25 protein-coding genes and 1 tRNA gene are annotated in these 24,689 nt (G+C 63.9%); 11 read left to right on the plus strand and 15 right to left on the minus strand.

Translation table 11 applies throughout. The annotated features are described in order from the left end of the window. Positions 1-13 precede the first annotated feature (13 nt). Both FHS84_RS14045 and FHS84_RS14050 read right to left on the minus strand, forming a co-directional pair. On the minus strand, positions 14-883 hold the full coding sequence (locus tag FHS84_RS14045; RefSeq protein WP_166935339.1) for a hypothetical protein: 870 nt from the start codon (positions 881-883) through the stop codon (positions 14-16). 194 nt (positions 884-1,077) lie between these two features. Next, the gene (locus FHS84_RS14050; RefSeq protein ID WP_166935341.1) at positions 1,078-2,469 is read right to left on the minus strand and encodes a DNA recombination protein RmuC; all 1,392 of its coding nucleotides are present in this window, start codon (positions 2,467-2,469) and stop codon (positions 1,078-1,080) included. 89 nt (positions 2,470-2,558) lie between these two features. Here FHS84_RS14050 and def point away from each other — a divergent pair, with 89 nt between their 5' ends. The 3 genes from def to truA all read left to right on the plus strand — a co-directional run bounded on the left by def (position 2,559) and on the right by truA (position 4,887). Beyond that, a complete protein-coding gene (def, locus tag FHS84_RS14055) occupies positions 2,559-3,071 on the plus strand; it encodes a peptide deformylase (RefSeq protein WP_166935343.1) in 513 nt (170 codons plus the stop codon). 161 nt (positions 3,072-3,232) lie between these two features. Beyond that, positions 3,233-4,150 (plus strand): methionyl-tRNA formyltransferase, encoded by a 918-nt coding sequence (gene fmt, locus FHS84_RS14060; RefSeq protein ID WP_166935345.1) that lies wholly within the window; start codon positions 3,233-3,235, stop codon positions 4,148-4,150. Beyond that, complete coding sequence (truA, locus tag FHS84_RS14065) at positions 4,150-4,887, plus strand: tRNA pseudouridine(38-40) synthase TruA (RefSeq protein ID WP_166935347.1); 738 nt, start codon at positions 4,150-4,152, stop codon at positions 4,885-4,887. The genes fmt and truA overlap by 1 nt, the downstream gene beginning before the upstream one ends. Positions 4,888-5,078: 191 nt before the next feature. Here truA and murI read toward each other — a convergent pair whose 3' ends face one another. The 11 genes from murI to rpmH all read right to left on the minus strand — a co-directional run bounded on the left by murI (position 5,079) and on the right by rpmH (position 14,212). Further along, the gene (gene murI, locus FHS84_RS14070) at positions 5,079-5,894 is read right to left on the minus strand and encodes a glutamate racemase (protein WP_166935349.1); all 816 of its coding nucleotides are present in this window, start codon (positions 5,892-5,894) and stop codon (positions 5,079-5,081) included. Further along, a complete protein-coding gene (gene dapE, locus FHS84_RS14075; RefSeq protein ID WP_166935351.1) occupies positions 5,878-7,026 on the minus strand; it encodes a succinyl-diaminopimelate desuccinylase in 1,149 nt (382 codons plus the stop codon). The genes murI and dapE overlap by 17 nt, the downstream gene beginning before the upstream one ends. Positions 7,027-7,062: 36 nt before the next feature. Then, positions 7,063-7,887, minus strand: coding sequence for a 2,3,4,5-tetrahydropyridine-2,6-dicarboxylate N-succinyltransferase (gene dapD, locus FHS84_RS14080; protein WP_166935353.1), 825 nt, complete (start codon positions 7,885-7,887; stop codon positions 7,063-7,065). A 21-nt stretch (positions 7,888-7,908) separates the two neighbouring features. After that, positions 7,909-8,649, minus strand: a complete 741-nt coding sequence (locus FHS84_RS14085) for a pyrimidine 5'-nucleotidase (RefSeq protein WP_166935355.1) — start codon at positions 8,647-8,649, stop codon at positions 7,909-7,911. Between the two features lie 104 nt (positions 8,650-8,753). Then, positions 8,754-9,740, minus strand: coding sequence for a DUF1036 domain-containing protein (locus FHS84_RS14090; RefSeq protein WP_166935357.1), 987 nt, complete (start codon positions 9,738-9,740; stop codon positions 8,754-8,756). A gap of 1 nt (position 9,741) precedes the next feature. After that, complete coding sequence (gene argB / locus FHS84_RS14095) at positions 9,742-10,662, minus strand: acetylglutamate kinase (protein WP_208393875.1); 921 nt, start codon at positions 10,660-10,662, stop codon at positions 9,742-9,744. Between the two features lie 186 nt (positions 10,663-10,848). Next, a complete protein-coding gene (gene yihA, locus FHS84_RS14100) occupies positions 10,849-11,493 on the minus strand; it encodes a ribosome biogenesis GTP-binding protein YihA/YsxC (protein WP_166935359.1) in 645 nt (214 codons plus the stop codon). Further along, complete coding sequence (yidC, locus tag FHS84_RS14105; protein ID WP_166935361.1) at positions 11,490-13,316, minus strand: membrane protein insertase YidC; 1,827 nt, start codon at positions 13,314-13,316, stop codon at positions 11,490-11,492. Before yidC ends, yihA begins: the two co-directional genes overlap by 4 nt. A gap of 87 nt (positions 13,317-13,403) precedes the next feature. Further along, on the minus strand, positions 13,404-13,661 hold the full coding sequence (yidD, locus tag FHS84_RS14110; protein WP_208393876.1) for a membrane protein insertion efficiency factor YidD: 258 nt from the start codon (positions 13,659-13,661) through the stop codon (positions 13,404-13,406). Further along, on the minus strand, positions 13,648-14,046 hold the full coding sequence (gene rnpA / locus FHS84_RS14115; RefSeq protein ID WP_166935363.1) for a ribonuclease P protein component: 399 nt from the start codon (positions 14,044-14,046) through the stop codon (positions 13,648-13,650). Before rnpA ends, yidD begins: the two co-directional genes overlap by 14 nt. 31 nt (positions 14,047-14,077) lie before the next feature. Next, positions 14,078-14,212, minus strand: a complete 135-nt coding sequence (gene rpmH / locus FHS84_RS14120; protein WP_166935365.1) for a 50S ribosomal protein L34 — start codon at positions 14,210-14,212, stop codon at positions 14,078-14,080. 485 nt (positions 14,213-14,697) lie between these two features. Between rpmH and FHS84_RS14125 the strand changes: the two genes are divergently transcribed. From FHS84_RS14125 to FHS84_RS14150, 6 genes are all read left to right on the plus strand, one after another. Continuing rightward, positions 14,698-16,101, plus strand: a complete 1,404-nt coding sequence (locus FHS84_RS14125; RefSeq protein WP_166935367.1) for an ATP-binding protein — start codon at positions 14,698-14,700, stop codon at positions 16,099-16,101. A gap of 9 nt (positions 16,102-16,110) precedes the next feature. Beyond that, positions 16,111-16,287: a hypothetical protein gene (locus tag FHS84_RS14130; RefSeq protein ID WP_166935369.1), complete on the plus strand. Its 177-nt coding sequence runs from the start codon at positions 16,111-16,113 to the stop codon at positions 16,285-16,287. A gap of 83 nt (positions 16,288-16,370) precedes the next feature. Continuing rightward, on the plus strand, positions 16,371-16,889 hold the full coding sequence (locus FHS84_RS14135; protein WP_166935371.1) for a hypothetical protein: 519 nt from the start codon (positions 16,371-16,373) through the stop codon (positions 16,887-16,889). Positions 16,890-17,355: 466 nt separating this feature from the next. Beyond that, on the plus strand, positions 17,356-17,592 hold the full coding sequence (locus FHS84_RS23090; protein ID WP_166935373.1) for a DUF2542 family protein: 237 nt from the start codon (positions 17,356-17,358) through the stop codon (positions 17,590-17,592). A gap of 153 nt (positions 17,593-17,745) precedes the next feature. Continuing rightward, entirely contained in the window at positions 17,746-18,408 is a 663-nt protein-coding gene (locus FHS84_RS14145; protein ID WP_166935375.1) for a hypothetical protein, read from the plus strand. A 181-nt stretch (positions 18,409-18,589) separates the two neighbouring features. Then, complete coding sequence (locus FHS84_RS14150) at positions 18,590-19,513, plus strand: hypothetical protein (RefSeq protein ID WP_166935377.1); 924 nt, start codon at positions 18,590-18,592, stop codon at positions 19,511-19,513. Positions 19,514-20,199: 686 nt separating this feature from the next. Here the strand turns inward: FHS84_RS14150 and ggt are convergent. Further along, on the minus strand, positions 20,200-21,879 hold the full coding sequence (gene ggt, locus FHS84_RS14155; protein ID WP_166935379.1) for a gamma-glutamyltransferase: 1,680 nt from the start codon (positions 21,877-21,879) through the stop codon (positions 20,200-20,202). Between the two features lie 44 nt (positions 21,880-21,923). On the opposite strand from ggt, the gene FHS84_RS14160 reads away from it, so the two are divergent. Next, positions 21,924-22,934, plus strand: a complete 1,011-nt coding sequence (locus FHS84_RS14160) for a P1 family peptidase (RefSeq protein ID WP_166935449.1) — start codon at positions 21,924-21,926, stop codon at positions 22,932-22,934. Positions 22,935-22,991: 57 nt separating this feature from the next. Here the strand turns inward: FHS84_RS14160 and FHS84_RS14165 are convergent, their stop codons facing one another. Further along, the gene (locus tag FHS84_RS14165) at positions 22,992-24,203 is read right to left on the minus strand and encodes a hypothetical protein (protein WP_166935381.1); all 1,212 of its coding nucleotides are present in this window, start codon (positions 24,201-24,203) and stop codon (positions 22,992-22,994) included. 249 nt (positions 24,204-24,452) lie between these two features. On the opposite strand from FHS84_RS14165, the gene FHS84_RS14170 reads away from it, so the two are divergent. Continuing rightward, a tRNA-Arg gene (locus FHS84_RS14170) sits at positions 24,453-24,529 on the plus strand. Positions 24,530-24,689: the final 160 nt, after the last annotated feature.

Consider the following 24,689-nt stretch of genomic DNA (forward strand, 5'->3'; position numbering starts at 1 on the left):
CATGGGCGAACCGCTAGCGCTTCTGGCGCCGCAATCCGAATAGTCCCAGCATCAGTGTGCTGGCGAAGAACACCGGCAGCGAGGCCGGTTCCGGGGTATCGACCAGGGTGGCGATGAACCCGTGATAGTTCTCCTTGTCGTCGCCGTAGGTGCCGACAATCGTACCGGCATCGTTGATGCCAGTGGGGTCGGTGAAATTAGAGCCGGGAAAATTGATCGGCAGGTAGAGCCCGCTGAGATAAAGGAAGCCGGTATCGTAATCGCTCTGGCCGACAATGGCGCCGTAGGTGTTGATGCCGTTGAAGGTCGTGGCGCCGGCGCCCGGCCGGTTGATGGTCGTCAGCACGCCGCTTTTGTCGATGAAGCCGTTGGCTCCGCCGAGCCAGTACTCGCCGACGATGGTGCCGCTGCTGTTGATGCCGGCCGGCTGGGTGGATTCGGCGCTCGGCTGTTTGATGTCGGTGAAGGAGCCGCCGCTATAGAGAAAGCCGCTCGACGAAAAGCCCGTGTCGCTGGAGCCAACGACTTGGTTCCAATTGTTGATGGCCGTGACGTTGGTGTAGTCCGCACCCGGCCGGTTGATGTCGGTGAAGCTCGTCCCGTCGAAGATGTAGCCGTGGCTATGGTAGCTCGCATCCTTCCAGGTGCCCGCGATGACGCCGTGGTCGTTGATGCCTGAGGCGTCGGTGGCTTTCGCGCCGGGACGGGTGAAACTGGTGAAGCTGCCGCCCTGATACACGAAGGCGCTGAAGCCGCTCGCGTTCTCAGATTTCCCTACGACTTGGCCTTTGTTGTTGATGCCCAGAACCCAGGTGTCCGTCGCACCCGGAAGATCGATCGTGGTGTAGTGATACACATACGCATTGGCGACGGCTGTCGTCATGCAAAACGCCGCCACGATCCATGCACACAGGTGTGAAAATTTTACCCGCATGTCTTTCCCTCCTCGGTTGTCGGCAGGCGGGAGAGCAAGCGGTATGCCAGCAGAGAGCGTTAGGAAATCGGCCGTAGTTCCTGTCGGAATTGTTAGATTGTAAGCGAATACGACAAATGAGCCCGGTGGCCGGATCGGGCGGCCTATTCCGCGTCCGGCCCCGGAAGGCCGAGCAGATCCTGCGCTTCCCCGGCGGGCAACATTTCGACGTCGCGCAAGCGGCGGTTCATTACATTGGTGCGGGTGTCGAGGGCGTCGATGGTGTTGGCGGCGGCGCCGAGCTGCTTCTTCAGCTTTTCCACCACCTCGCCATGCTTGGCGAATTCGGCCCGCACCGCGCCCAGCACCTTCCACACTTCGCCCGAGCGCTTCTGCAACGCCATCGTCCTGAAGCCCATCGCGAAGGCGGACATCTGCGCCGTCAGCGTGGTCGGCCCGGCGATGGTGACGTGATAGTTGCGCTGGATTTCCTCGATCACCCCGGTGCGGCGCACGACTTCGGCGAACAGGCCTTCCATCGGCAGGAACAGGATGGCGGTGTCGGTGGTATAGGGCGGCACGATGTACTTGTCGTGGATGGTCTTGGCGCATTGTTTGACGCGCACTTCCAAGGCATCGCCCGCCGTCTTCACCGCATCGGCATCGCCGCGTTCCGAGGCTTCGACCAGACGCAGATAATCTTCCTGCGGGAATTTGGAATCGATCGGCATCAAGATCTCGTCGCCGTCGTCGCGGCCCGGCAGGCGGATGGCGAATTCGACCCGGTCGGCGCTGCCCGGCGTCACCGCCACGTTGGTGGCGTACTGGTTCGGCGCCAGGATCTGATCGAGCAGCATGCCGAGCTGCACTTCGCCCAGGATGCCGCGCGTCTTGACGTTCGACAGCACTCTTTTCAGGTCGCCGACGCCGGTGGCGAGAGTCTGCATTTCGCCGAGGCCCTGATGCACGCGTTCGAGCTGTTCGGTCACGGTGCGGAACGATTCGCCGAGGCGCTTTTCGAGTTCGGTCTGCAGCTTTTCGTCGACGGTCCGGCGCATCTCGTCGAGTTTTTCGGAGTTCTCGCGCCTGAGAACGTCGAGCCGCCCTTCCACCGTCTGGCGCAGCGCTTCGGCCGCCAGCGCCTGTTTGTCCGAGAGGCCTTTCAGCTCCGCCACCACGGTGTCGAGGCGCTCTTTCTGGTGTTCGCCCAGCCCTTTGAGATTGGCGGTCAGCATCTCGGTGGTCTGGGCAAAACTGGCGGCGAGAGCTTCGCGGGTGTCGCGCGCGGCGCCGGTTTGCTGGGTCGCGGCGGTCTCGAGCTTGGCCTCGGTCGCGGCCTGAAAATCCTTGATCAGGCCGCGGATTTCTTCACGCAAGGCGCGGGCCTGATCGGCGCTGTCGGCGCGGATGCGGTCGGCTTCGGTGCGGACGGTGTCGCCGACGCCGTTCTCGCTCCGCGTGCGGCCGAAGCCGAACAGCACCAGCAGAACGGCGGCGCCGGTCACCAATGCCACACCGAGGGTAAGGAGTTGAACGACGCCGGAAATCTGGTCCATGGCCCTGATCTGCTTCGAGGATTTCCGGCAGTTTAACCCGATTCTCGGCCCGGCTTGACCCTTACGGCCCCCGCGCTTATCTGAAGCATATGGCCAAACGCACCATCCTGACCGCCCCCGATCCCCGGCTGAAGCAGTCGGGCAAAGACGTCGTCAAAGTGGACGGCGAAATCCGCACGCTGATCGAGGACATGCTGGAAACCATGTATGCCGCCGATGGCGTCGGCCTGGCGGCGCCGCAGATCGGCGTGTCGCTCAACGTGGTGGTGATCGACGTCGCCCAGAAAGAGAACAAGAACGAGCCCCAGGCCTTCCTCAATCCCAAGATCGTGTGGGCCTCGGACGAGACCGCCAAGTTCGAGGAAGGCTGCCTGTCGGTGCCCGACATCTGGGAAGAAGTGACGCGCGCCACCGCCATCCGCGTCGAATACATGGATCGCGACGGCAACCAACAGACGCTGGAAGCCGACGGTTTCCTCGCCGATTGCCTGCAGCACGAAATCGACCACCTCAACGGCACCCTCTTCATCGACCATCTGTCGCGGCTCAAGCGCTCGATGGCGCTCCGCAAGCTGGAAAAGAAGAAGAAGGAACTGGCGTAAAGGCGCCTACCACCTGTCATCCCCGGCTGAGCAAGCAAGGCGCAGCGAAGGGAAGGGGACCCAGGTGGATGCGGTTGTGCTAGATTTCTACTCCTGGATTCCCTTCCCCTCTGGACGCTGAGGCGTCCTGCGGCCGGGAATGACAACAAGGGTATCGGGGGATGACTCTCAGACTCGCCTTTATGGGCACGCCGGATTTCGCCGTGCCGCTGCTCGCCGAATTGATCGCCGAAGGGCACGACATCGCGGCCGTCTATTCCCAGCCGCCCCGGCCAAAGGGGCGCGGCATGAAAGAAGTGCCGTCGCCGGTCGCCGCTCTGGCGCTCAAGCACGACCTTGAAGTTCGCACCCCGGTCAGTTTGCGTAAAGCCGAGCCGCAAGCCGAGTTTGCCGCGCTGAATCTCGACGTCGCGGTGGTCGCCGCCTACGGCCTCCTCTTACCCAAGCCGATTCTCGATGCGCCGCGGCTCGGCTGCTGGAATCTGCATGGTTCGCTGTTGCCGCGCTGGCGTGGTGCCGCCCCGATCCAGCGCGCCGTGATGGCGGGCGACACTGAGACCGGCGTGATGGTGATGCAGATGGAAGAAGGCCTCGACACGGGGCCGTATCTCCTCACCGCGAAAACCCTCATCGGCCGCAAGACGGCGGGCGAACTCACTGACGAACTCGCCGCCACCGGCGCCAAATTGATGGCGCAAGGCTTGCGGCTGCTCGAAAGCGGCAGCGTCACCGCCACGCCGCAAGGCGACGAGGGCGCGACCTACGCCAAGAAAATCCTCAAAGACGAAGCCCGCATCGATTGGACCCAATCCGCTGCAGAGGTCGATTGCCATATCCGAGGGCTGTCGCCGTGGCCCGGCGCCTTCAGTGAAGCGGGTGGCGAACGTCTGAAAATTCTCTATGCCGAACCGGTCGACGGCCGCGGCGCGCCCGGCACCGTGCTCGACGATCAACTCACCATTGCGTGCGGCAGCGGTGCAGTGCGGCTCACTCGCGTGCAGCGTCCCGGCAAAGCCGCGATGGCGGCGGCCGATCTGTTGCGCGGCTGGACACTCGCCAAAGGAACGGTGCTGGTCTGATGCCGCGCTATCGCATCACGGTCGAATATGACGGCACGCCGTTCGTCGGCTGGCAGCGGCAGGACAACGGCCCGTCGGTGCAAGGCACACTCGAAGCGGCCATTAAGTCCTTTTCATCCGAGACCGTCACCGTCACCGGCGCCGGGCGCACCGATACCGGCGTGCATGCGCTGGGGCAGGTGGCGCATTTCGATCTCGTCAAAGAGTTCCATCCCGACCGCGTCCGCGATGCGCTGAACCATTTCGTGCGTCCGTCGCCGATTGCGGTGCTGACGGCTGAAATCGCCGATCCGGACTTTCACGCCCGCTTCTCGGCCAAGGCGCGCCATTATCTTTATCGCATCGTCTGCCGGCGCGCGCCGCTGGCGCTCGAGCGCGATCACGCTTGGCATGTGGTGCACAATCTCGATGCCGAAGCGATGCACGCCGCGGCGCAGGAACTTGTCGGCCAGCACGATTTCACCACCTTCCGCGCTTCCGAGTGTCAGGCCAAGTCGCCGGTCAAGACGCTGGACAAACTGACGGTGCGCCGCGCGCTGGATGAGATTGCCATCGAAGCCTCGGCGCGCTCATTCCTGCACCATCAGGTGCGCTCGATGGTCGGCACGCTGAAACTGGTCGGCGAAGGCAAATGGCGTCCGCGCGATGTCGCCAGTGCACTTGAGGCCTGCGACCGCTCCCGCTGCGGCCCCGTCGCACCGCCGGACGGGCTTTATTTCGTGAAAGTGGATTACTAAGCGTTATTGTCATCCCCGGCCGAAGCCGCGCAGCGGCGAAGGGGAAGGGGATCCAGGTCGTGACGCCTGGATTGCCGTTGACGATTTGGCACCGTGATTACTTTCGAAGGCCGGAACAACTCCAGCACCTGGGTCCCCTTCCCTCGCGTGATCGCTTCGCGCTCACACTCGCCGGGGATGACAGTCTGGCGTTACTGCAAGTCCACCTGTTCCACCGCACCCGGATCGATCGGGTTGCCGAAGAAGATTTCGCCGACGCGGGCAAAGCGGTCGGGGGCATCGGTGCAATAGAAATGATGCTCGCCGGGCTTTTCGGTGGCGCGCAGACCTTTTTCGTCCAGCAGCCGTTCCACCGCGTTGGCAGTAATCGCGGCACTGTCGACCAGCGTCACCTCCGGCCCGACCACGCGGGTGATCACGCCTTTCAGCGCCGGATAATGGGTGCAGCCCAGCACCAGCACTTTCGGTTTCGGCAAGCGCGCCATCAAGGGATCGAGATAGCGATGCGCCACCGCTTCGGCGATGGGGCCGTCGGTCAATCCTTCTTCTGCCATCGGCACGAACAGCGGGCAAGCCTGCTGCACCACCGGCGCGGTCGAATGGGCGTGAATGGCGCGGACATAGGCACCGCCTTTGACCGTTCCTTCGGTGGCGATGACCCCGATGGGGCCGTTGGGCGCGACGGCGAGCGCGGCGGCGGCGCCCGGTTCGATCACGCCGATCACCGGCATCGGCGCCAGCGCTTCTTGTAAGTACGGCAAACCGACCGAAGCCGTGTTGCAGGCGATCACCACCAGCTTGACGCCATGGTCGGTCAGCGCGTGCGCGGCCTGCAAGGCATAGCGGCGCACGGTGTCGGCGCTCTTGGTGCCGTAGGGCAGGCGCGCGGTATCGCCGAGATAGAGAAAGCGTTCGCCCGGCAGCTTGGCCGCCAGAGCCTGCATGACGGTCAGCCCGCCCATGCCGGAATCGAAGACCCCAATGGGCGCGTTATTCGAAATAGTCATTGAGAATCGCGGTGTAGATGTCGGTCAGACGGGCGATGTCGGCGAGCGGCACGCATTCGTCGGATTGGTGCATGGTGGCGTTGACGAGGCCGAGTTCCACCACCGGGCAAAGGTCTTTGATGAAACGCCCGTCCGAGGTGCCGCCGCCGGTCGAATGCGCCGGGGTGGTGCCGGTGACGCGCGCGACGGCGCGGTCGAGCAGATCCATGAACGGTCCCGGCCCGACCGCATCGGCAACGCCGGAAAGATTGAAGTCGAGCGACACGGTGCAGCCGGTCGCGTCCGACACCGCTTTGGCGGCGGTGTTCAGATGCGTCTTCAGCGACTCGAAACTGTGCGCATCGCTGAAGCGGATGTTGAAGGCGCCCGTCGCCTTGGCGGGAATGAGATTGCAGGTCGGATTGCCGGTATCGACGCTCGTGAACACCAGCGTCGAGGGATCGAACAATGCCGTGCCGCTGTCGAGCGGCGTCGCCGTCAGCCGCGTCACGAACTCCGCCAGCGCATGCACCGGGTTCTTCGCTTTTCCCGGCCAGGCGACATGGCCTTGCACGCCCTCCACGGTGACGCGCGTGTTCAGCGAGCCGCGGCGCCCGACCTTCAGCCCGTCGCCGACCGTCACTTGCGACGACGGCTCGCCGATCAGGCAATGATCGAAGGTGATGGCCTTGTCTTTCAGCCAGCGCAGCATTTTCGGCGTGCCGTTGATGGCATCGCCTTCCTCGTCGCCGGTGATGAGAAAGACGATAGAGCCCTTCAGCGGTCCTTTGGCGAGATGGCGTTCCACCGCCGCCGCGAAACAGGCGATGGACGATTTCATGTCGACCGCGCCGCGGCCGTAGAGAATGCCGTTCTCGATCACGGCATCGAACGGATCGTGCTTCCAGAAGGTGAGATCGCCCGGCGGCACCACATCGGTATGGCCGGCGAAACAGAACACCGGGCCTTCGCTGCCGATACGCGCGTAGAGATTTTCGGTGCGCGGGCCGCCGTCGCCGGCAAACGGCAGGGCGGTGATGGCGAAACCGAGCGGTTCCAGCGCTCCGGCGAGAAGGCCGAGCGCGCCCTCGTCGTCGGGCGTCACGGACGGCCGCCGGATCAGGGCCTGGGCGAGATGGACGGGATCGATCATCCGGGGGATTTACGCTTGCCGCCTGGACGGGTCAATTCAGGGCCGTAGCAGCTCGTTAATCGAGGTTTTCGAGCGGGTTTTGGCGTCCACCCGCTTGACGATGACGGCGCAGTACAACGCCGGCTTGCCGTCGCCGCCGCCCATGGTGCCGGAGACCACCACCGAATACGCCGGCACGCGGCCCATGAAAGTCTCGCCGGTGGCGCGGTCGATGATGGTGGTGGAGGCGCCGATGGTGGTGCCCATGGCGATCACCGAGCCTTCTTCGACGACGACGCCTTCGGTCACTGCCGAACAGGCGCCGACGAAGCAATTGTCTTCGATGATGACCGGTCCGGCCTGCACCGGTTCGAGCACGCCGCCGATCACGACGTTGGCCGAGATATGGCAATTCTCGCCGATCTGGCAGGCCGAGCCGATGGTGGCCCACGAGTCGATCATGGTGCCTTTGCCGACATGGGCGCCGATATTGACGAAGCTCGGCATCACGATCACGCCCGGCGCCAGATAGGCGGCATGGCGTACGAACGCGCCCGGCACCACGCGCACGCCCGAGGCGCGCAGACGCGCTTCGTCCCAGCCGGCGAATTTCATCGCCACCTTGTCCCACCACAGCGTATCGCCGGGGCCGCCTTCGATCGCCACGTTGTCGTTGAGCCGGAACGACAAGAGGATCGCTTTCTTCAGCCACTGATTGACGACCCAGTGGCCGTCTTTCTTCTCGGCGACGCGCACCATCCCGGCATCGAGACCGGCCAGCGCCGAATCCACCGCCTCGCGGATGTCGCCTTGGGTCGAGGCATTGATGTCGGCGCGGTTGTCCCAGGCGCGATCGATGACGGCGGCGAGCTCGTTCGGCATGACGGGTCCGGCAATGGGGCTTCAGAGGCGGATGGTCTGGAGGAAATCGGCGAGATCGTCAATCTCGTAGCTGAAGTTCTGGCGCGGCGTCGCCGACACCTGCGGCCCCTGGATCGACCAGCGCGTGTCCGAGCGGATGAAAACCGTGGTCATGCCGAGCGCGTGGGCGGGCACGAGGTTGCGGGCGGTGTCCTCGAACATGGCGGCGGCGTGGGGATCGAAACCGCCGGCCGCGACGATGCGGTCATAGGCTTCGGGGCGCGGTTTGGGCACGAAACCGATGGTGTGGATGTCCCAGATGTCGGCCCACAGCCCGTCGAGGCCGATCTGCTTCAGCACGCGCTCGGCGTGATCGCGGCTGCCGTTGGTGAAGACGGCCCGCCGGCCGGTGAGGCGTTCGAGCGCCGGGCGCAGGGCCGGCTCGGGATGCAGCGGCGACAGGTCGACGTCGTGGACGTAATTGAGGAATTCGTCGGGATCGACGTGATCGCATTCCATCAGCCCGCGCAGCGTCGAGCCGTAGCTGCGGAAATAAAAGTGCTGCAGGGTGTAGGCCTCGCCGGGATGGACGTCGAGCCGGTGGGCGATGAACTCGGTCATGCGCGATTCGATCTGCGCGAACAGGTTGGAATCGGCGTGATAGAGGGTGTTGTCGAGATCGAAGATCCAGGTCTCGACATGGCGGAAATCGGGTGCCGTCGCCGGCGGACCTGCTTCGTGCGCGATGCTGTCGATCACCGGACCAGCCCCTTCTCGCCCCATCAGCATATTCTGCGCGCACGATTTTGCACGAAGATTAACGGGCGCGGCGGCGTGGTGAACGAACCGTAAATTTCCGTATCGTTTCCGGCCGTAACGACAGGTTTCTATCGCCCCGCCAGCCCGGCCGCGGTGATATGGGCGGTAAAGCCGGAGGGCGGGCCGCCGGCGGTTTCGGCAAATCCGGCTTCGACCAGGCCGCGGGCGGCGCAGCGCTCGCGTCCCTGGATGTCGAATTCGATGTTGGTGACGCAGAATTTTGCCGCCCCTTGCACCAGCGGGGCGCCTTTGCCGCGCTCGACCCGGAGCCACACTTTCTTACCGGCGATGCTTTCGGTGAGCAGCGGCGCGCAGGCCCCGCTGGCGACCGTCCACCAGCCGCGGCTGACGAACACCGGACCCTTGAGCGCCACCATCGACAAGCCGATTGCGGCATAGACATCGCCGGCGGTGTCGTTGCACAGCGTGTAGCCGCTCGGGCTCGCAGCCTTCATCGCCTCGGTTTCGAGGGCATCGAACAGGGCGGCGGTGGGTGCGTTGGGGGCGAGATGCACGCGGGTGCGGAAAGCCTTGAGCGCGGCATCGACCTGTTTGTCGGTGATGGCATTGCGGACGCCCGTATCGGCAAGCAGGCGCTTCAAGCCTGCCCGCTCGGCTGCCGCCAGACTGGGCAGATCGGGATTGTCGTGCAGGGTCGTGGTCCAGGCCCGCATATGCTGGGTTTGGACTTCGGCGAAGTCGAGTTCGTAGCTGCCCGCGGCGCAGCGCGCATTGAACGGCAGGCGGGCGGAGAAATCCTTGTCCTTGACGCAGACCCGCGTCGCGCCGCTCCAGGCGCGCGGCGTGCCGCCATGGGCGCGGCTGGTCTTGGCATAAAGGTAATAGGCCTGGGCGGTGAGATCGCCTTTGATCGCTTCGGCGCAGGTGCCGGGAGTGAGGCGTGTCCAGCCTTTGACGCTGACGTCGGGCAGGGTCAGGGCCGCGGTCGCGGCATAGACGACGGTGCTGGTGCGGTTGCACACCGTCAGGCCGGCCTGCGCGGGCAGCGCGAGCAGCCCGAGTCCGGCAAGAAACGCGGCGGCCCCCCGTTTCATCTCATTCGGCGGTAATCAGGGTTCCGGCACCGTGCTCGGTAAAGAGTTCGAGCAGCAGCACGTGGGGAATGCGCCCGTCGAGGATGACCGCGGCCTTGACGCCGCTTTCGACCGCCTCGATGGCGGTTTCGATCTTCGGGATCATGCCGCCTTTGATGGTGCCGTCGGCGATCAGCGTGCGCGCTTCCGACAGCGTCAGACGCGGGATCAGCTTGCCGTCCTTGTCGAGCACGCCTTCGACGTCGGTGAGCAGGATCAGCCGTTCCGCCCGCATCGCACCGGCGACGGCGCCCGCCACGGTGTCGGCGTTGATGTTGTAGCTCTCGCCCTGGCGGCCGACGCCGACCGGCGCGATCACCGGGACCAGGTCGGACTTGATGAAGGTCCGCAGCACTTCCGGATTGACGACGTCCGGTTCGCCGACGAAGCCGAGATCGATCGGCTTCGATTCATGGGTCTCGGGATCGACCTTCATGCGTTCGAGTTTTTTGGCCACCACCAGATTGGAGTCGGTGCCCGACAGTCCGACCGCATGGCCGCCGGCGCGGTTGATGCCGGTGACGATGTGCTTGTTGATCGAGCCGATCAGCACCATCTCGACCACGTCCATGGTGGCCTCGTCGGTGACGCGCAAGCCGTCGATGAACTGCGACGGGATTTCGAGCTTCTTCAGCATCGCCCCGATCTGCGGGCCGCCGCCGTGCACCACCACCGGCTCGATGCCGGTCTGCTTCATCAGGACGATGTCCTGGGAGAAATCGTGGGAACTGTTCTCGTCCATGGCGTTGCCGCCGAACTTCACCACCACGACTTTCTGGTCGTATTTGAGGATGAAGGGCAGGGCTTCCACCAGCACCCGCGCGGTCGAGCGCCAGCGCGCCAGCGAGCGCAGATTCCCCCCGAGGTCGTCCGAAAAAGCCATGGCACAGCGTCTCTAGAAGTCGAGGCCTTATAAGGCGTTTTGGCGAAATGTGGAAACCGGTTTTCAGTCCCAGCGGCGTTCTTGGCGCGCCGGTGAAACGCGTCGCAGTGCGGCGTTCCTCTTCTCGCTCTTCGCGAGATTGGTACGGCTCAAAAATGGGGGCTGCCGCGGGCAGTCAGACCCGTTTTACGGCAGCGCCAACGCCGCGAGATGGCATTGGAGGTGTTCCAGGCCGGCGCCTCTGTAGGCGGAGGTGGCGAACAGCGCCGGATAGGCGGCGGTGTGCGTTTTTGCCTTGGCCTCGACCGCGTCGTGCACTTCGGCCAGTTCGGCCGGCTTCAGGCTGTCGCTCTTGGTCAGGGCGATGGCGTAGGACACCGCCGACTTGTCGAGGAGTTCCATCACCGCCTCGTCGACCGCCATCACGCCGCGGCGGGCGTCGATCAACAGCACCACGCGCTTCAAACTCGCCCGGCCGCGCAGATAGGCGAAGATCATGGTCTGCCACTCGGCCGCCAGTTCCTTGGACGCTTTGGCGTAGCCGTAGCCGGGCAGATCGACCAGCATCAGACGGGAGCCGAGATCGAAGAAGTTGATCTCGCGGGTGCGTCCCGGCGTCTGCGACACCCGCGCCAGAGCCTTGCGGCCGGTAAGCGCGTTGATGAGGCTCGATTTGCCGACGTTGGAGCGCCCGGCGAAGGCGATCTCGGGCAGTTTCTGCGGCGGCAATCCGTCGACGGATTGCGCGCCCCAGACGAACTTGGCCTCGCCCGCGAACAGCTTTTTGGCGCTGACGGGATCGGCGATCAGTTCTCCTTCCCGAGCTTTCACGCGGGTTCCTTGCGGCCGAACAGCTTCTTCAGCCACGGCAGGTTGTTGAAGAGGTGAATCTCAACCCCTTCCTTCTTCATCATGTACCCCTGCTGCGCCATCGAGAGCAGGTTGTTCCAGGTGTAGTAGATGACGAGGCCGGCCGGGAACGCGGCGAACATGAAGGTGAAGATCAGCGGCATCAGCGCGAACATCTTCTGCTGCACCGGATCGGTCGCCGACGGGTTCATCTTCATCTGCACCCACTGGGTGATGCCCATCAGGATCGGCCACAGGCCGACATGCAGAAGGAAGCCGACATAGGGAATGTCGGTCGGCACGGAATAGGGGAGCAGGCCGAACAGGTTGGCGTAGGTGGTGGGATCGGGCGCCGACAGGTCCTTGATCCAGCCCCAGAACGGGGCGTGGAACATTTCGATGGTGACGACCTGCACCTTGTAGAAGGCGAACAGGATCGGGAACTGGATCAGCATCGGCAGGCATCCGGCGACCGGATTGGCCTTCTCGCGCTTGAACAGCTCCATCATTTCCTGCTGCTGCTTCTGCTGATCGTCGGCGTACTTCTTTTTGATCAGCTCCATCTGCGGCTGCAGCTTCTTCATCTTGCCCATCGATTTGAACTGATGGTTCGCCATCGGATAGAGCAGAAGGCGCAGGAAGATGGTGGCGACGATGATCGCTATGCCGAAATTGCCGACCAGCTTGAAGATCTGGTCGAGCACCCAGAACAGCGGCCGGGTGAACATCCAGAACCAGCCCCAGTCGGTGGCGTAGTCGAACATCTCGATCGATTGCGTCTTTTCGTAGTGACGCAGGGTGGCGACAACCTTGGCGCCGGCGAACAGCTTGTGGGTCACCGCGACGGTGCCGCCGGGCTGAAGATTGCGGGCGCCGAGAATGTAATTGGCCTGATAGGACTTGGCCGCACCCCAGGGGGTGGCGCGGAAGGCGCCGTTGAACTGCTCGTTCTGCGGCGGCACGACGGCGGCCATCCAGTACTTGTCGGTGATGCCGAGCCAGCCGCCGGTGGAGTCGAATGTGAGCGGCTGGGCGTCTTCCTTGTCGTAGTCCTTGTAGGTCTTGTCCTTGAGGCGGCCTTGGCCGACGCCGACGAAGCCTTCGTGCAGAAGATAGGTGACGAAATTCTTGTCGGTCTTCGGCACGCCGTCGCGCACCACGAGGGCGTGCGGATAAAGCGTGATCTTGCCGCCCGCGGTCTGTTTGACGCTGTCGTTGACCGTGAACATGTACTGGTCGTCGACCGCGATGGTGCGGGTAAAGATCAGGCCGTGGCCGTTATCCCAGGTCAGCGTCACCGGATGGCCGGGCGTCAGCGTGGTGCCGGCAGTCTGCGTCCACTGGGTCTTGTCGTCGGGGACGATGACGGTGCGCTCGGCCGGGCTCCAGCCGAACTGGGCGAAATACGGATTCTCGGACCCCGACGGCGCCAAGAGATCGATGTTGGGGCTCTTGGGGTCGACGGTGGTGTGATAATTCTTGAGCTTCAGATCGTCGAAGCGCGCGCCTTTGAGGAGCAGCGAGCCCTTCAGCGTCGGCGTGTCGATGGCGATGCGGGCGCCGCCCTGCTTCAGTGCTGCGGTGCGCGATAGCGCGACGGACTGCGGCTGGGTGATGCCCGGCGGCGGCGCGACGGTGGTCGGGGCTTCGGCCGGTTTCGGCGTCTGCTTCTGCTGGGCCGCGACCTGGGCCTTGTGCATCTGCTCGGCCTTGATCTGCTGCGGCTCGGCGAAGAACTTCCACCATCCCAGCATGAACAGGGCCGAGACGGCGACGGCGACGAACAAATTGCGGTTCTGGTCCATGGAAGTCCTAAAAGCGCGATCGGAAAAGTGCGGCGCGGTTTTCCGACAAATCGCACGAAAAATCAAAACCGCTGGAGCGCCTTCGCTCTAGCGTGGCGGGACGGGGTCGTAACCCTGGCTGCCGCCCAGCCATCGGATCGGGTGACAGCGCAACAGCCGGCGGACCATCAGGTAGGAGCCTTTCAGCGGCCCATGCACCTGGATGGCCTCGATGGCGTATTGCGAGCACGTCGGGGTGAAACGGCAGGACGGCGGCAACAGTGGAGAAATCCAATAGCGGTAGAAGCGGATCGGTGCGATCAGGACCGCCCCGGCAATCTGCCGCAGCCTCTCAACCAACCCCATCACGGTTCTCCGGCCCCCGGTCAGGTGGGGCGAGTCTCAAATGGGCTGCGGCAAGGGTTTGGGCAAGGTCTTTCATCAGCTCCGGGAAGGGGCGCGTCAGCGTGGCCGGCCGGGCGATGAGAACATAATCGGTACGTTCGCGGGCTTCGGCCGGCAGGATCGCGGCGGCGACGGCCCTGAGGCGCCGCTTGGCCCGGTTGCGCTCGACGGCGCCGCCGACCTTGCGCGAGGCGGTGAAGCCCAGGCGAAAGCGCCCATCCCGGCCTGACGGCTCCGGGGTGGGGCAGATTTCGAGGGTTAATCCAGCAGCACTCCGGCGGATACCCTTCTGGGCCCGCAGGAAATCGGCTCGTTTTTTGAGGCGGTCGGCCAGCAGTTTCCCCATGGCCAGCCTCGGGCTAGGCCTGAAAAGGCTGCTAGGCGGACAGCTTCTGGCGGCCGTGGGCACGGCGGCGGGACAGCACCTGACGACCACTCTTGGTGGCCATGCGGGCGCGGAAGCCGTGGCGGCGTTTGCGCACGAGCTTGCTGGGCTGATAAGTGCGCTTCATGGGCGTAAATCTCCGGTCGGCGAAAAGAGGCGGGGGTTCTAAGCACTGGCTCCGCGCCTGTCAATGACGCGAGGCCCTTCCGCGACAGCTTGGAGGACTCCTGGAGAAAGGCAACGCAACGGTAGGTTGCACACTCCTCTTTCCTCCCCCGCGGATCTCCGCCCTCCACGCCGCACTCTCCTGCGGATAGCGGGGGAGCGACGCGTTCGCGGCGAGACGGAGGGGGACATCTCCAATGCCGATCACCCCCCCCCTTCCGTCGCCTTCGGCGCCACCTTCCCCGCTCTTCATGCATTGTGCGGCTTGGAGACTGAGACACCGCGGGGGAGGAAAGACCCTCCCCCGACTCTCCTGCACTTTGTTTGCAAACCAACATGACGCACTAGTTTTGAAGCCATGCGGCCGGTTCATATCCCGGCGAAAATGCGGTTTCGCGATGGCGTTGTCTTTTTTTTGCCGCGGGGTTGGGGCGTTATGACGACGGCATGATATTCAGGACGGGGCAGCTCCAGGGGGTATGGAGCCTCGTGGCGCACAGCCTGTCGGGGCGGCTGCTGCTTTTGACCATGCTCTACGTCCTGGCGTCGATGGCGCTGATCTTCCTGCCGGCGATGGGGATCGAGGAGCGCGACATTCTCGGCGACCATATCCTGTCGGCGGAGATGTCGATCCTGCCGTTCACCACCCCGAACCAGGACTGGCCCGACGATCTCAGGCAGAATCTTCTCAAGCACGCCGACGCCGACGAAGTGCTGCTGCGCCGCCAGTACCAGCGCGATTACTTTCAGATCGGCGCGCCGCATTCCTGGATCGACCGCACCATCGACTTGCGGCGCGAGCGGCTGTGGCGCGATATCGTCAATGCGCTCGACTGCCTGATCAACGGCGGCCATCGCACGCTGCACGTGATCGCGCCGTCGCGGATCAAGGACGCCAGCACGATTTCGATCATCCTGTCGGAAGCGCCGATCCGCGCCGGGCTGATGCGCTATGCCCGCCAGGTGATGGCCGCCGCCGCCTTCATTTCCGGACTGACCGGCGCGCTGGTGTTTCTCAGCCTTTATTACTTCGCGGTGCGGCCGATGCGGCGGATCACCCGCGCGATGAGCGATTTCCACGAGAATCCGGAAGACGCCAGCCGCATCATCGTGCCCAGCCCGCGCCCCGACGAGATCGGCATCGCCGAACGCGAACTCGCCGCGATGCAAGCCGATCTCTACAGTTTCCTGCGCCAGAAGGAGAAGCTGGCGGCGGTGGGCGCGGCGGTGTCGCGCATCCAGCACGATCTGCGCAACATCCTCGCCAACGCCCAGCTCGCTTGCGACCGGGTGGCGGCGTCGGGCGATCCCGAAGTGCAGCGTCTGACGCCGCGCCTGATGACGGCGATCGACCGCGCCATCGGCCTTGCCACCACGACGCTGAAATACGGCCGCACCCATGACCTGCCGCCGGCGCCGGCCGATTTTCCGCTGCGCGCCTTGATCGAGGAAGCCGCCGCCGCCGCGATGGAAGGCCATGCCGGCGATTGCCGTTTCGAAAACGCCATCGACGAAAGCGCGATGGTGCATGCCGATCGCGACCAGCTTTTCCGCATCGTGCTCAACTTGCTCCGCAATGCCTGCGAGGCGTGCGGCGGCAAGGGCGCGGTGCGGGTGCAAGCCGCCTGTGCGGACGGCGCGCTGGCCATCGACATCGCCGACTCGGGTTGCGGCATCCCGCCGATCATCGGCGTCAAGCTGTTCCAGCCGTTCGTTTCGGCCGGACGTCCCGGCGGCACCGGCCTCGGCCTTGCCATCGCCCGCGATCTCGCCCGCGGCCACGGCGGCGACCTCACGCTGGTCTCCACCGGCCCGCAAGGCACGGTGTTCCGCATCACCCTGCCGGCATAGGAGACGACGATGGCTGGTGGACTGTTCGGTTTTTGCGTTCTCTTGTTCTTCTCCCTGCGCGCCGTCTTCTTTGCCCGGCGCGAACCGTCGCGGCGCCGCATCTGGTTGCGCGATGCCTTGCTGTTCGCCGGACTTGCGCTCCTCATCGCCGTGCTGCTGGCGGCACCGTTGCTGGCCGGGCGTTAGGCCCACGCCGTCTCTGACGCCGGCGCGTCCCCGCCGATTGCGGCCGGCGTGCGGGCCCGCTAAGTTTTTCGGCGGAGGGGGCTATGCGGGCGATTGTTCTGGCCTTGCTAACGATTCCGGCCGTGGCGGCACAGCGCTGCGAAACGCCGGACGATGCCCTCGCGCTGCATGCCGCCGCCTTGCAGCAGGAAATGATGGTGGCGGCGTTCCAGTGCGCCGACATTGCCGCCTACAACGATTTCGTCCTCGCCCATCGCCCCGCGCTGCAACAGGCCGACCGCGCCCTGATGGCGTATTTCGAGCGCACGGCGTCCGCTCCGTTCGACGCCTACAATCTCTACAAGACCGAGCTTGCCAACGCTTCGTCGCTGCGCTTCAGCACCGACCGCGCCTTCTGCGCCCGCATGCGCGCCGATTTCCGCACCGCCGCCACACTCTCGAGCCTCGATCAAATCCTCGCCGAGGCGCCCTATACCGTCGACACCGGCTCCGTTATCTGCCCGTGGACCCCGCGCGCCGTTCCGGCCGAACCCGTAGCGCCGCCGAAGAAGCGCATCCGCCACCGCACCTGGCTGGGACGGCTGGTGGATTGGCTGTTTTAGTGATGAAGGTCAAACGCCCATGAAGCAAAAACGCCCGGAGACGGAATGGCTCGTCTATGGCCTCGCTTGTTTGGGGGTCATTCTTTGGGGCTCGATGCTGAGATTGTTGGCGTCCTCCCCCGGTTGGCTCGGCCTTAGCCCCGCCGGACCATTTCAGGAGGTAACGCCAACCGCAACTTTGCTGAGCGTTATTCCCATCCCCATGCTTATCGTTTCTCTCGCCGCGCCGTTTGTTCTTCTCAGAGGCTTGCCGAAGCTTGCTTCGCACTTCGCATTTTGGTCCGTCGTAACGTGGATCACGTTCGTTTTTGGACCGGCAATGCTACTTGTCTGAACGCGACCTGTGCGGAGAGGTCGAAATGCGTAGCATTTCGGGTGGGGCGTCGTCCGAGATGCGCCAAAACTTGCTATTCGGATTGCCCCAGGCAATTTTGGTAGCCCGGCATACTGACGAGTTTTTTTCCGAATGCAAACATTCTTCCTCGTCGCCTTGTTCTTTTTGATCGAGTTTCTTCTCGGACGCGACGCCGTCAAAGGTCTTCGAACTGGGACACTGCGTGTTCGCTGGCGTGGTGGTGACAAGTACTATTCGCGTCAGACTCAACGGTTTGCGTACTGGTTTTGGATGGGATGCTTGTTGGGGGCAGTCCTCATCACTGGTCCGCTCGTGATGTGCTGGATGCTCGCGGAGACGCTGCGCTGACGGACATTGCTCCTCACCCCGTGGTCTTGGGATCAGAGCAAAAATTCGTTGGCGGATTTGCCTATGCCGCGCGACAGGGCAGCGAGCTTTTACGCTGCCCCCAAACTCTATGCTAAAGTGCAGGAGGCGCAGAGTTAATGAATGGGGGGCGACTTGCGGTTCGTGCTGGGAGTGTTCGTCACAAGCGTCGTGGCCGCGATTTCGCTCGATGCAAATGCGGCTGGCGAAAGCGCGCTTAGTCAACGGCAGTTACGGCAAGTGTTCGAAAGCGTTGGTGCGCGCGATCTTCGGCAAATAGCTCTCCAATCTGATTACTACAGTCCAGGGAACATGGTGTACGCGGCATCAGAACAACCGCGTCAAACGACCCGAGAGATCTGCACCACGCGGGAAATTCGTATCGCAATTAAGGCGGGCGCACCCGAAAGAGCAGCCCCGGAATGGGTGCAAATTACATCGCAATGGTTCAATGGAAGCTGCAAGTCTGTGAAGTTCTTTCACAGCGCACAAGGCCTCACCGTTGACGAGATTCCGCGCATGATCGAGTTGGCTGTGGGAGTCGCTCATGGCGCCGGAACAAACGGGATTGTGCATTTCGAGTCGGAAGCTATTCGCATCGCTGCCGCACAAGCGAGTATGGCTAACGTTTGGGACATCGGTAGATCGCCAAAGGATCGGGTTCGTTGCAGCTTCTTTGTCCCTCGATTGAAGCCGGAAATGCTATCCGTCGAACTCGTCTTTGATGGCAACAATTTGAAGGCGGCCAGTGTGTATGAGGAGAACGGGCCCGATATTGTGGCTGTGCCGGCACGTTAGGCATGCGACGGCCTCTCGCCCTAATGGGCTTTGCGTGGGTTTGGGATCAGAGTAAAAATTCGCTGGCGGAATTGCCCATACGTGCGACAGGGCCACGAGCTTTTACTCTGACCCCAAACTCTGCAAGAAAAGCATCCGCCACCGCACTTGGCTGGGCGTCTGCTGATAGGCGGGTAGAACATTGAGTTACTTTATTCGGACCAACATAACACCGCCCCAGGTGTGGAAGATTGAGAGCGACACAGCCGCTCTATTGGGTGTCGCTAATCCAGAATGTTGCCCCGGTGGGTATTTCAAGGCGCAGCCAGGGGAGACAATATGGGACGCCATCAAGCGTGGCACGCCTTGGTTTGAGCCGGCGGGAGAAAATCCATTTATCCCAACTCACCTTGAACCCGGAGAATACTATCCGCGCATGGCACGCCCACACGGGCACGGAATTGGTCTCTGGACGAGTTGGTGCCCCGACGCGGAACATCACACGAACTCAATTGCTCTTGCACGAGGCCAGCTAGCGGCACTTACCCGACAATTGGATCGGATTTGTCAGACGATCCATCCGAGCAACAAGACGTTCGATACCTTCGGTCACGATATCCGCAATCTTTTGATTCTCGCGTGTACGGAAGTTGAGAGCCATTGGCGCGCGGTACTGATAGCAAACAACATCCGAAAAGATAGATACAATACACAAGATTATGTTCGCCTTCGCAGAGCGATGAGGCTGGACGAATACGCGGTTTCGTTTCCCAAGTATCCTTGGATCGAAGCCATGCGACCGTTTTCCGGTTGGGGCAATTCTAGCTGCCCAACCCAAGATTTGAAATGGTACGACGCTTACAACGCAGTAAAGCACGCGCGGGAGACTGAGTTCGAGCGAGGTACGTTGCGTCACGTATTCGAAGCCATAAGCGGCTGCGCGACCATGATGGCGGCGCAGTTCGCCATCCAGTTAGAACTGGAAAGGAGGCCGGAATTTGAGTCCTTCTTTCATTTTTCGGAAGTACCCACATGGGAGTTGTCAGAAATTTACTTACCGCCCTGCGCCGGAACTGATCTAGCTTGGCGCCAAAGGAACTACGACTTTCTTCCTCCCTACTCCTAAGCAAGAAGACGTCGGCCGAAGCGAGAGCCTTGAGTAGCGGCTTCTAAAGGGCAAGTTCTGGCGCAAACAGACTCTCACCCGAAATCTGACTTTCACCCCTTCCTGCAACCGCGTCTCATGATTTGAAAATCGTGATAATTGTTGCCGATTCCTGTCTCAGATTGCGCTTGATGTCGGCGTGTCCGCTTCCCACCTCTTGAGAGAAGACTGACCGCTGATGGTGCATGGAAAACGCGCTGACCCTCGCTCACACCCCGTCGCTTCTGATCGAAGCGATGCGGCGGCGCGCGCGCAAAAGAAGGGGGAGGGGGCCCCAGCACCAAAATCGCAAAAACAATTATGTTGCCGAAGCGGGTCTGCCGGGGTGTCTTATCCGCCGAAGCCTTGGCGAAGGCGGAAGCGCAGCGAAGGCGGGAGCGAAGCCGGGCAATCGCAACGCGGTCAAGCCCGGTCTGGCCGAGTGGCGTGCCCATCATGCGCGCGTTAAGGCGCTGATCGCGCGCGTGAAAGCCGCCATCGCTGCGGCCGAGCAGGTGATCGCCGCGCACCCGCCGCGCCGCACCAATCTGTTCGTCCTCGAGGTCGACGGCGCCGTCCGCCGCGTCTGGTCGGTGACGAAAATCTGCCCCCGCGGGCGAGAGGATTTTTCCGCCGGCACGCAGACCGTGGGGGCAGAAAAATGGCCCTCAATCCCCCACCGCCACGCCTTCGCGCCTTGGATCGGCGGCGCCGATATAGCCGCCGGGCACGCGCTGGATGACATGCAAGCCGCTGGATTCGCTGGCCAAGGTGCGCACCTCGTAGCCCATCGCGGCGAGCCGCGGCGCCAGGCCGGTGAGGACCGGACTCTTTTCCAGCAGCAGCGGCCCGTTGGGTTCGATGACATGGCCGAGCGCCACCGCTTTCTTGGGATCGAAGCCGCTGTCGAGCATCGCGATCAGGCTCTGCGCGACGTAATCGATGATCGCCGGTCCTCCCGGCGAACCGGCGGCGATCAGGAATTTTCCGCTTTTGTCGAACACCAGCGTCGGCGCCATGGCGCTCAAGGGCCGTTTGCCCGGCGCCGGCGCATTGGCGACCGGCTTGCCGTCTTGCACCGGCACGAACGAGAAATCGGTGAGCTGGTTGTTGAGCACGAAGCCGCCGGCCATCATTTCCGAGCCGAGCAGGAATTCCACCGTGGTCGTCATCGACACCGCGCGTCCGGCATCGTCGACCACCGACAGATGGCTGGTGCCTTGCTGCTCTTCGGTGTCGCCGCGGCCGAATTCGGCTTTCATCATCGGCGGCGTTCCCGGCAGCGCCTCGCCCATGTCGCGATCCGTCCCGATCAGCGCCGAGCGGTCTTTGAGATAGGCGGTGTTCAACAGTCCCGCGACCGGCACTTTCACGAACGCCGGATCGCCGACGTAGCGGTTGCGATCGGCAAAAGCGAGGCGGCTGGCCTGGGCGAACAGATGCACGCCGGTGAGCGTATCGGGCTGCAAGGCGGACGAGGGGAAACGCTCGACCAGTTTCAAAATCTGCAGCACCGCAATGCCGCCCGACGACGGCGGCCCCATCGAACAGAGTTTGTAGACGCGATAGGTCGCGCAGACCGGCGCCCGTTCCACCGCGCGATAGCGGGCGAGGTCGGCCAACGTCATGCCGCCGGGATTGACCGGCGCGTGCTGCACCTTGGCGACGATCGCTTTGGCAATGTCGCCGGTATAGAAGGCCCGCGCCCCGCCTTTGGCGATCTTGCGGAAGGTAGCGGCGAGGTCCGGATTTTTCAGAATGTCGCCCGCTCTCACCGGCGTGCCGTCGGGTCGCGCGAAAGTGCGCTTCAAGTCGGGCATCGCGGCAATGTCGGGATTGTTGGCGAGCAGCTTGGCGAGTTTCTGCGTCACCGGGAAGCCCTGTTCGGCGAGTTTGATCGCCGGCTCGAACAGCGTCGCCCATTTCAGCTTGCCGTATTTCTTGTGCGCCAGTTCCAGCATCGCGAGATTGCCGGGCACACCGACCGACAATCCGCCCGGAATGGCGTCGCGATGGGGCCGCGGATTGCCGTTGGCATCGAGGAACATGGTCGGCTTGGCCGAGGCGGGCGCGGTCTCGCGGCCGTCGAAGCTCGTCACTTTGTTGGTGGCGGGATCGAACAGCAGCATGAAGGCGCCGCCGCCGATGCCGGAGGATTCCGGTTCCACCAGGGTCAGCACCGCTTGCGCCGCGATGGCGGCATCGACCGCCGATCCGCCCTGGCGCAGCATCTTCAGTCCCGCCTCGGCGGCAAGCGGATTGGCGGCGGCGATCATGTGGCGCTGGGCCGGTGCCGCGCTCGCGGGAATCAACAGGAGGACAAGGACAATCGCTGCGAACCGTTTCATTCCGTCTCTTTCGGGAGAAGCGCTGAGAAGCTAGCTTGCCTGCCATGATCCGCAAAGGCGAACGCAATCTGATCACCGACGTGCCGGGCCTGAAGGTCGGCAACGCCGAAGACCATAAAATCCGCACCGGCGTCACTGTGGTTTTGCCGGATAAGCCGATGGCCGCTGCGGCCGATATCCGTGGCGGCGCGCCGGGCACGCGCGAAACCGCGGCGCTCGATCCGGTGTCGCTGGTCGACGGCATCGACGGCCTGTTCCTGTCGGGCGGCTCGGCCTTCGGGCTCGATGCCGGCGGCGGGGTCCAGGCGCATCTGAAGGCCATCGGCCGCGGCTACGAGATCGCGCCCGGCCTGCCGCGGGTGCCGGTGGTGGCGGGCGCGATCCTGTTCGATCTCAATAGCGGCGGCGACAAGGACTGGGGCGACGAGCCGCCCTATCGCGCGCTCGGCAAGCTGGCGGCCGAACAGGTGGGATTGCATTTCCGCCTCGGCGACGCCGGTGCCGGGCTTGGCGCGGTCGCTGGCGGCTATAAAGGCGGCCTTGGCAGTGCCTCCTCCGTGCTCCCGGACGGCACCACTGTCGGGGCGCTGGTGGCGGTCAATGCCGTCGGCTCGCCGCTGATGCCGGGCAGCGATGCATTTTGGGCCTGGCCGTTCGAATTGGACGGCGAATTCGGCGGCCGCCGGCCGATGGGACCGGTGACGGCCGCAGGCCTGCCCAGGGACATGAAGGGCCGGGTACAGTCCGGCACCAACACCACCATCGCCGTGGTCGCCACCGATGCCGATCTGACGCGGGTGGAGTTGAAGCGGCTGGCGATCATGGCGGCGGACGGCTTTGCCCGCGCCTTGCGGCCGGTGCACACCCCGTTCGACGGCGATCTCGTTTATGCCGTTTCGACCGGCCGGCGGCCCATCGACGAGCCGCGTCCGCTTGCCGTGCTGGAACTGGGATCTCTGGCCGCCGATACGCTCGCTCGGGCTATCGCCCGCGGGGTCTACGCGGCGGACAGCCTCGGTCCGTTCCGCAGCTATCGCGATATCTTTGCCCGCTAACAAAAACGGCGGACAGGAGATCCTGCCCGCCGTCGTTATGGGTTCGGAGTGCTGCGTTCAGCGGACGAACACCCGCACTTCGTTCGAGGTCACGCCCGGATCGGTCTGCGACTGCACCGTCAGGCGGGACGCCGGAACGCCCATGTCGGTCATCGAGCGCAGGACTTCCTGGGCATGACGCTGGGCCGCCGTCTGAGCGAGCTGCACCGCGGTCACCGTCCCACGGGTCGGCGACACGGCGATGATCGAGAAAGCCGCGCCCGGACGGGTCTGCAGCGCCTGATTGATCGCCGCGTACAGGATCTGCTGGTAATCGACGTTCGCCTTGTCGAAGCGGATGGTCACCAGCGGTGCGGAACCGCCGGCATAGGAGCGGGCGGCGCCGCCGCGGCCCGAGGAGAACATCGGCGACGACAGATCGGCGCCGTAGAGTTCGCCGTTCTTGATGGCGCTGGCGAGCGTGGTCAGGTTGGCGCGCTCGTTGGCGACATAGGCGGTCTGGCGCTGGATGTCGGCCGAGACTTCGCCGAGCAGGCGATCCTGCAGGATGATGGTCTGGTTGGTCTCGTCCTGCAGCACCGAAAGCTGGCGATGGTCCTCGTCATAGGCGCCGCTGACGTTGAAGGCCGCACCGATCTGGTCGAGAGCGACATGGGCGGCGTTGGCATCGGTGGCGACGCGGCTGCCGAGGGCGTTCAACCTGTTGATGTTGCCCGAGAGCTGGTCGAGGGCGGACTGGGCCCGGTTCCACTCGGCGACGAGTTCCGGGTTGCCGCGGGTGGTGCCGACCTGGAGGCGGGCGGTGATGCGGCCGCGGGCTTCATAATAAGCCGTCGCCGCGCCGGCGCCGCTGCTGTGCAGATCGCTGTAGCTGGCCGCGTTGGCAGCCAGGGAGCCTTGCAGGCCCTGAAGCTGGGAGCGCAAGCCGGCGATGGTCTTGGAGACCGCGCTGCCGGTGTCGGAACCGGGCTCGATCGTCACGGGTGTGATCCGCGCAACCGTGCCGATAGCACCCGTTTGGCTTGCAGCGGGGGCGCTATAAGCCGGGGCGCTGGGCGCCGGAGCGCTATAAGTCGGTGCCGGAACCGGGCTCGAGGCGTCGCTGGCGACCGGTCCTGCCGATTCGGTATCGGTTCCCGAATCACCGAACAGCATCGAATCGACGTCGGAGCAGCCAGCAAGACCCAACGCTGCGACCAGCACGAAGGCCCCTAGAATCCGCGACGAAACGCCTGAATTCGCAGCCCGCCCGGCATATTTCACTGTCATTGCAGCTCTCCAAATCCGCCCGGGCGAAGGCCCTGCGGACATCCAGCCCGCCTGCGCTATTGTCGCGCGAGGTCCGCGGAAGTCTTATCCAGCGCCGTGCGCGGGGACAAGGGCAGAAACTGCGGCTTTGTGGGGGGATTTCGGGTGTTTAGTTGGTAACCGGGCGGCCATGTGGCGACGAATCGTCATGGCCCTCCGGATCGCTTGCGTTTGTCCGCGCCGATGAATAGGTTGCGCGCCCTAAACGCGGCACCGGTAGCTCAGCTGGATAGAGCACCAGACTACGAATCTGGGGGTCGTGGGTTCGAATCCTGCCCGGTGCGCCATTTCTTCCGTTTCCAGACCTGAACGCACAGCCTCTCGCGGGCCCCGCCGGCTTAGTCCGTCGGGAAGGCAATGACCGCTGGCCAAGGCGACATAGTCACGTTGCGGTGAATTTGCCCGCTCCGTGACGCCGCGCCGCGACACTTCTGGGCGCCCTATGTT

It is taken from the genome of Rhizomicrobium electricum (genome assembly GCF_011762045.1).
In the GTDB taxonomy this organism is placed as follows: Bacteria; Pseudomonadota; Alphaproteobacteria; order Micropepsales; family Micropepsaceae; genus Rhizomicrobium; species Rhizomicrobium electricum.

Bases quoted from the DNA above. Each gene is read 5' to 3' on its own strand.
- def (WP_166935343.1), top strand. From the start codon at position 2,559: ATGGCCAAACGCACCATCCTGACCGCCCCCGATCCCCGGCTGAAGCAG.
- FHS84_RS14085 (WP_166935355.1), bottom strand. From the start codon at position 8,649: ATGGGGCGAGAAGGGGCTGGTCCGGTGATCGACAGCATCGCGCACGAA.
- ggt (WP_166935379.1), bottom strand. From the start codon at position 21,879: ATGAAACGGTTCGCAGCGATTGTCCTTGTCCTCCTGTTGATTCCCGCG.
- FHS84_RS14045 (WP_166935339.1), bottom strand. From the start codon at position 883: ATGACGACAGCCGTCGCCAATGCGTATGTGTATCACTACACCACGATC.
- truA (WP_166935347.1), top strand. From the start codon at position 4,150: ATGCCGCGCTATCGCATCACGGTCGAATATGACGGCACGCCGTTCGTC.
- dapE (WP_166935351.1), bottom strand. From the start codon at position 7,026: ATGATCGATCCCGTCCATCTCGCCCAGGCCCTGATCCGGCGGCCGTCC.
- fmt (WP_166935345.1), top strand. From the start codon at position 3,233: ATGACTCTCAGACTCGCCTTTATGGGCACGCCGGATTTCGCCGTGCCG.
- rnpA (WP_166935363.1), bottom strand. From the start codon at position 14,046: ATGGGGAAACTGCTGGCCGACCGCCTCAAAAAACGAGCCGATTTCCTG.
- yidD (WP_208393876.1), bottom strand. From the start codon at position 13,661: ATGGGGTTGGTTGAGAGGCTGCGGCAGATTGCCGGGGCGGTCCTGATC.
- FHS84_RS14160 (WP_166935449.1), top strand. From the start codon at position 21,924: ATGATCCGCAAAGGCGAACGCAATCTGATCACCGACGTGCCGGGCCTG.
- FHS84_RS14090 (WP_166935357.1), bottom strand. From the start codon at position 9,740: ATGAAACGGGGGGCCGCCGCGTTTCTTGCCGGACTCGGGCTGCTCGCG.
- FHS84_RS14135 (WP_166935371.1), top strand. From the start codon at position 16,371: ATGCGGGCGATTGTTCTGGCCTTGCTAACGATTCCGGCCGTGGCGGCA.
- murI (WP_166935349.1), bottom strand. From the start codon at position 5,894: ATGACTATTTCGAATAACGCGCCCATTGGGGTCTTCGATTCCGGCATG.
- FHS84_RS14130 (WP_166935369.1), top strand. From the start codon at position 16,111: ATGGCTGGTGGACTGTTCGGTTTTTGCGTTCTCTTGTTCTTCTCCCTG.
- rpmH (WP_166935365.1), bottom strand. From the start codon at position 14,212: ATGAAGCGCACTTATCAGCCCAGCAAGCTCGTGCGCAAACGCCGCCAC.
- FHS84_RS14050 (WP_166935341.1), bottom strand. From the start codon at position 2,469: ATGGACCAGATTTCCGGCGTCGTTCAACTCCTTACCCTCGGTGTGGCA.
- yidC (WP_166935361.1), bottom strand. From the start codon at position 13,316: ATGGACCAGAACCGCAATTTGTTCGTCGCCGTCGCCGTCTCGGCCCTG.
- FHS84_RS14125 (WP_166935367.1), top strand. From the start codon at position 14,698: ATGATATTCAGGACGGGGCAGCTCCAGGGGGTATGGAGCCTCGTGGCG.
- argB (WP_208393875.1), bottom strand. From the start codon at position 10,662: ATGGCTTTTTCGGACGACCTCGGGGGGAATCTGCGCTCGCTGGCGCGC.
- FHS84_RS14165 (WP_166935381.1), bottom strand. From the start codon at position 24,203: ATGACAGTGAAATATGCCGGGCGGGCTGCGAATTCAGGCGTTTCGTCG.
- dapD (WP_166935353.1), bottom strand. From the start codon at position 7,887: ATGCCGAACGAGCTCGCCGCCGTCATCGATCGCGCCTGGGACAACCGC.
- FHS84_RS23090 (WP_166935373.1), top strand. From the start codon at position 17,356: ATGCAAACATTCTTCCTCGTCGCCTTGTTCTTTTTGATCGAGTTTCTT.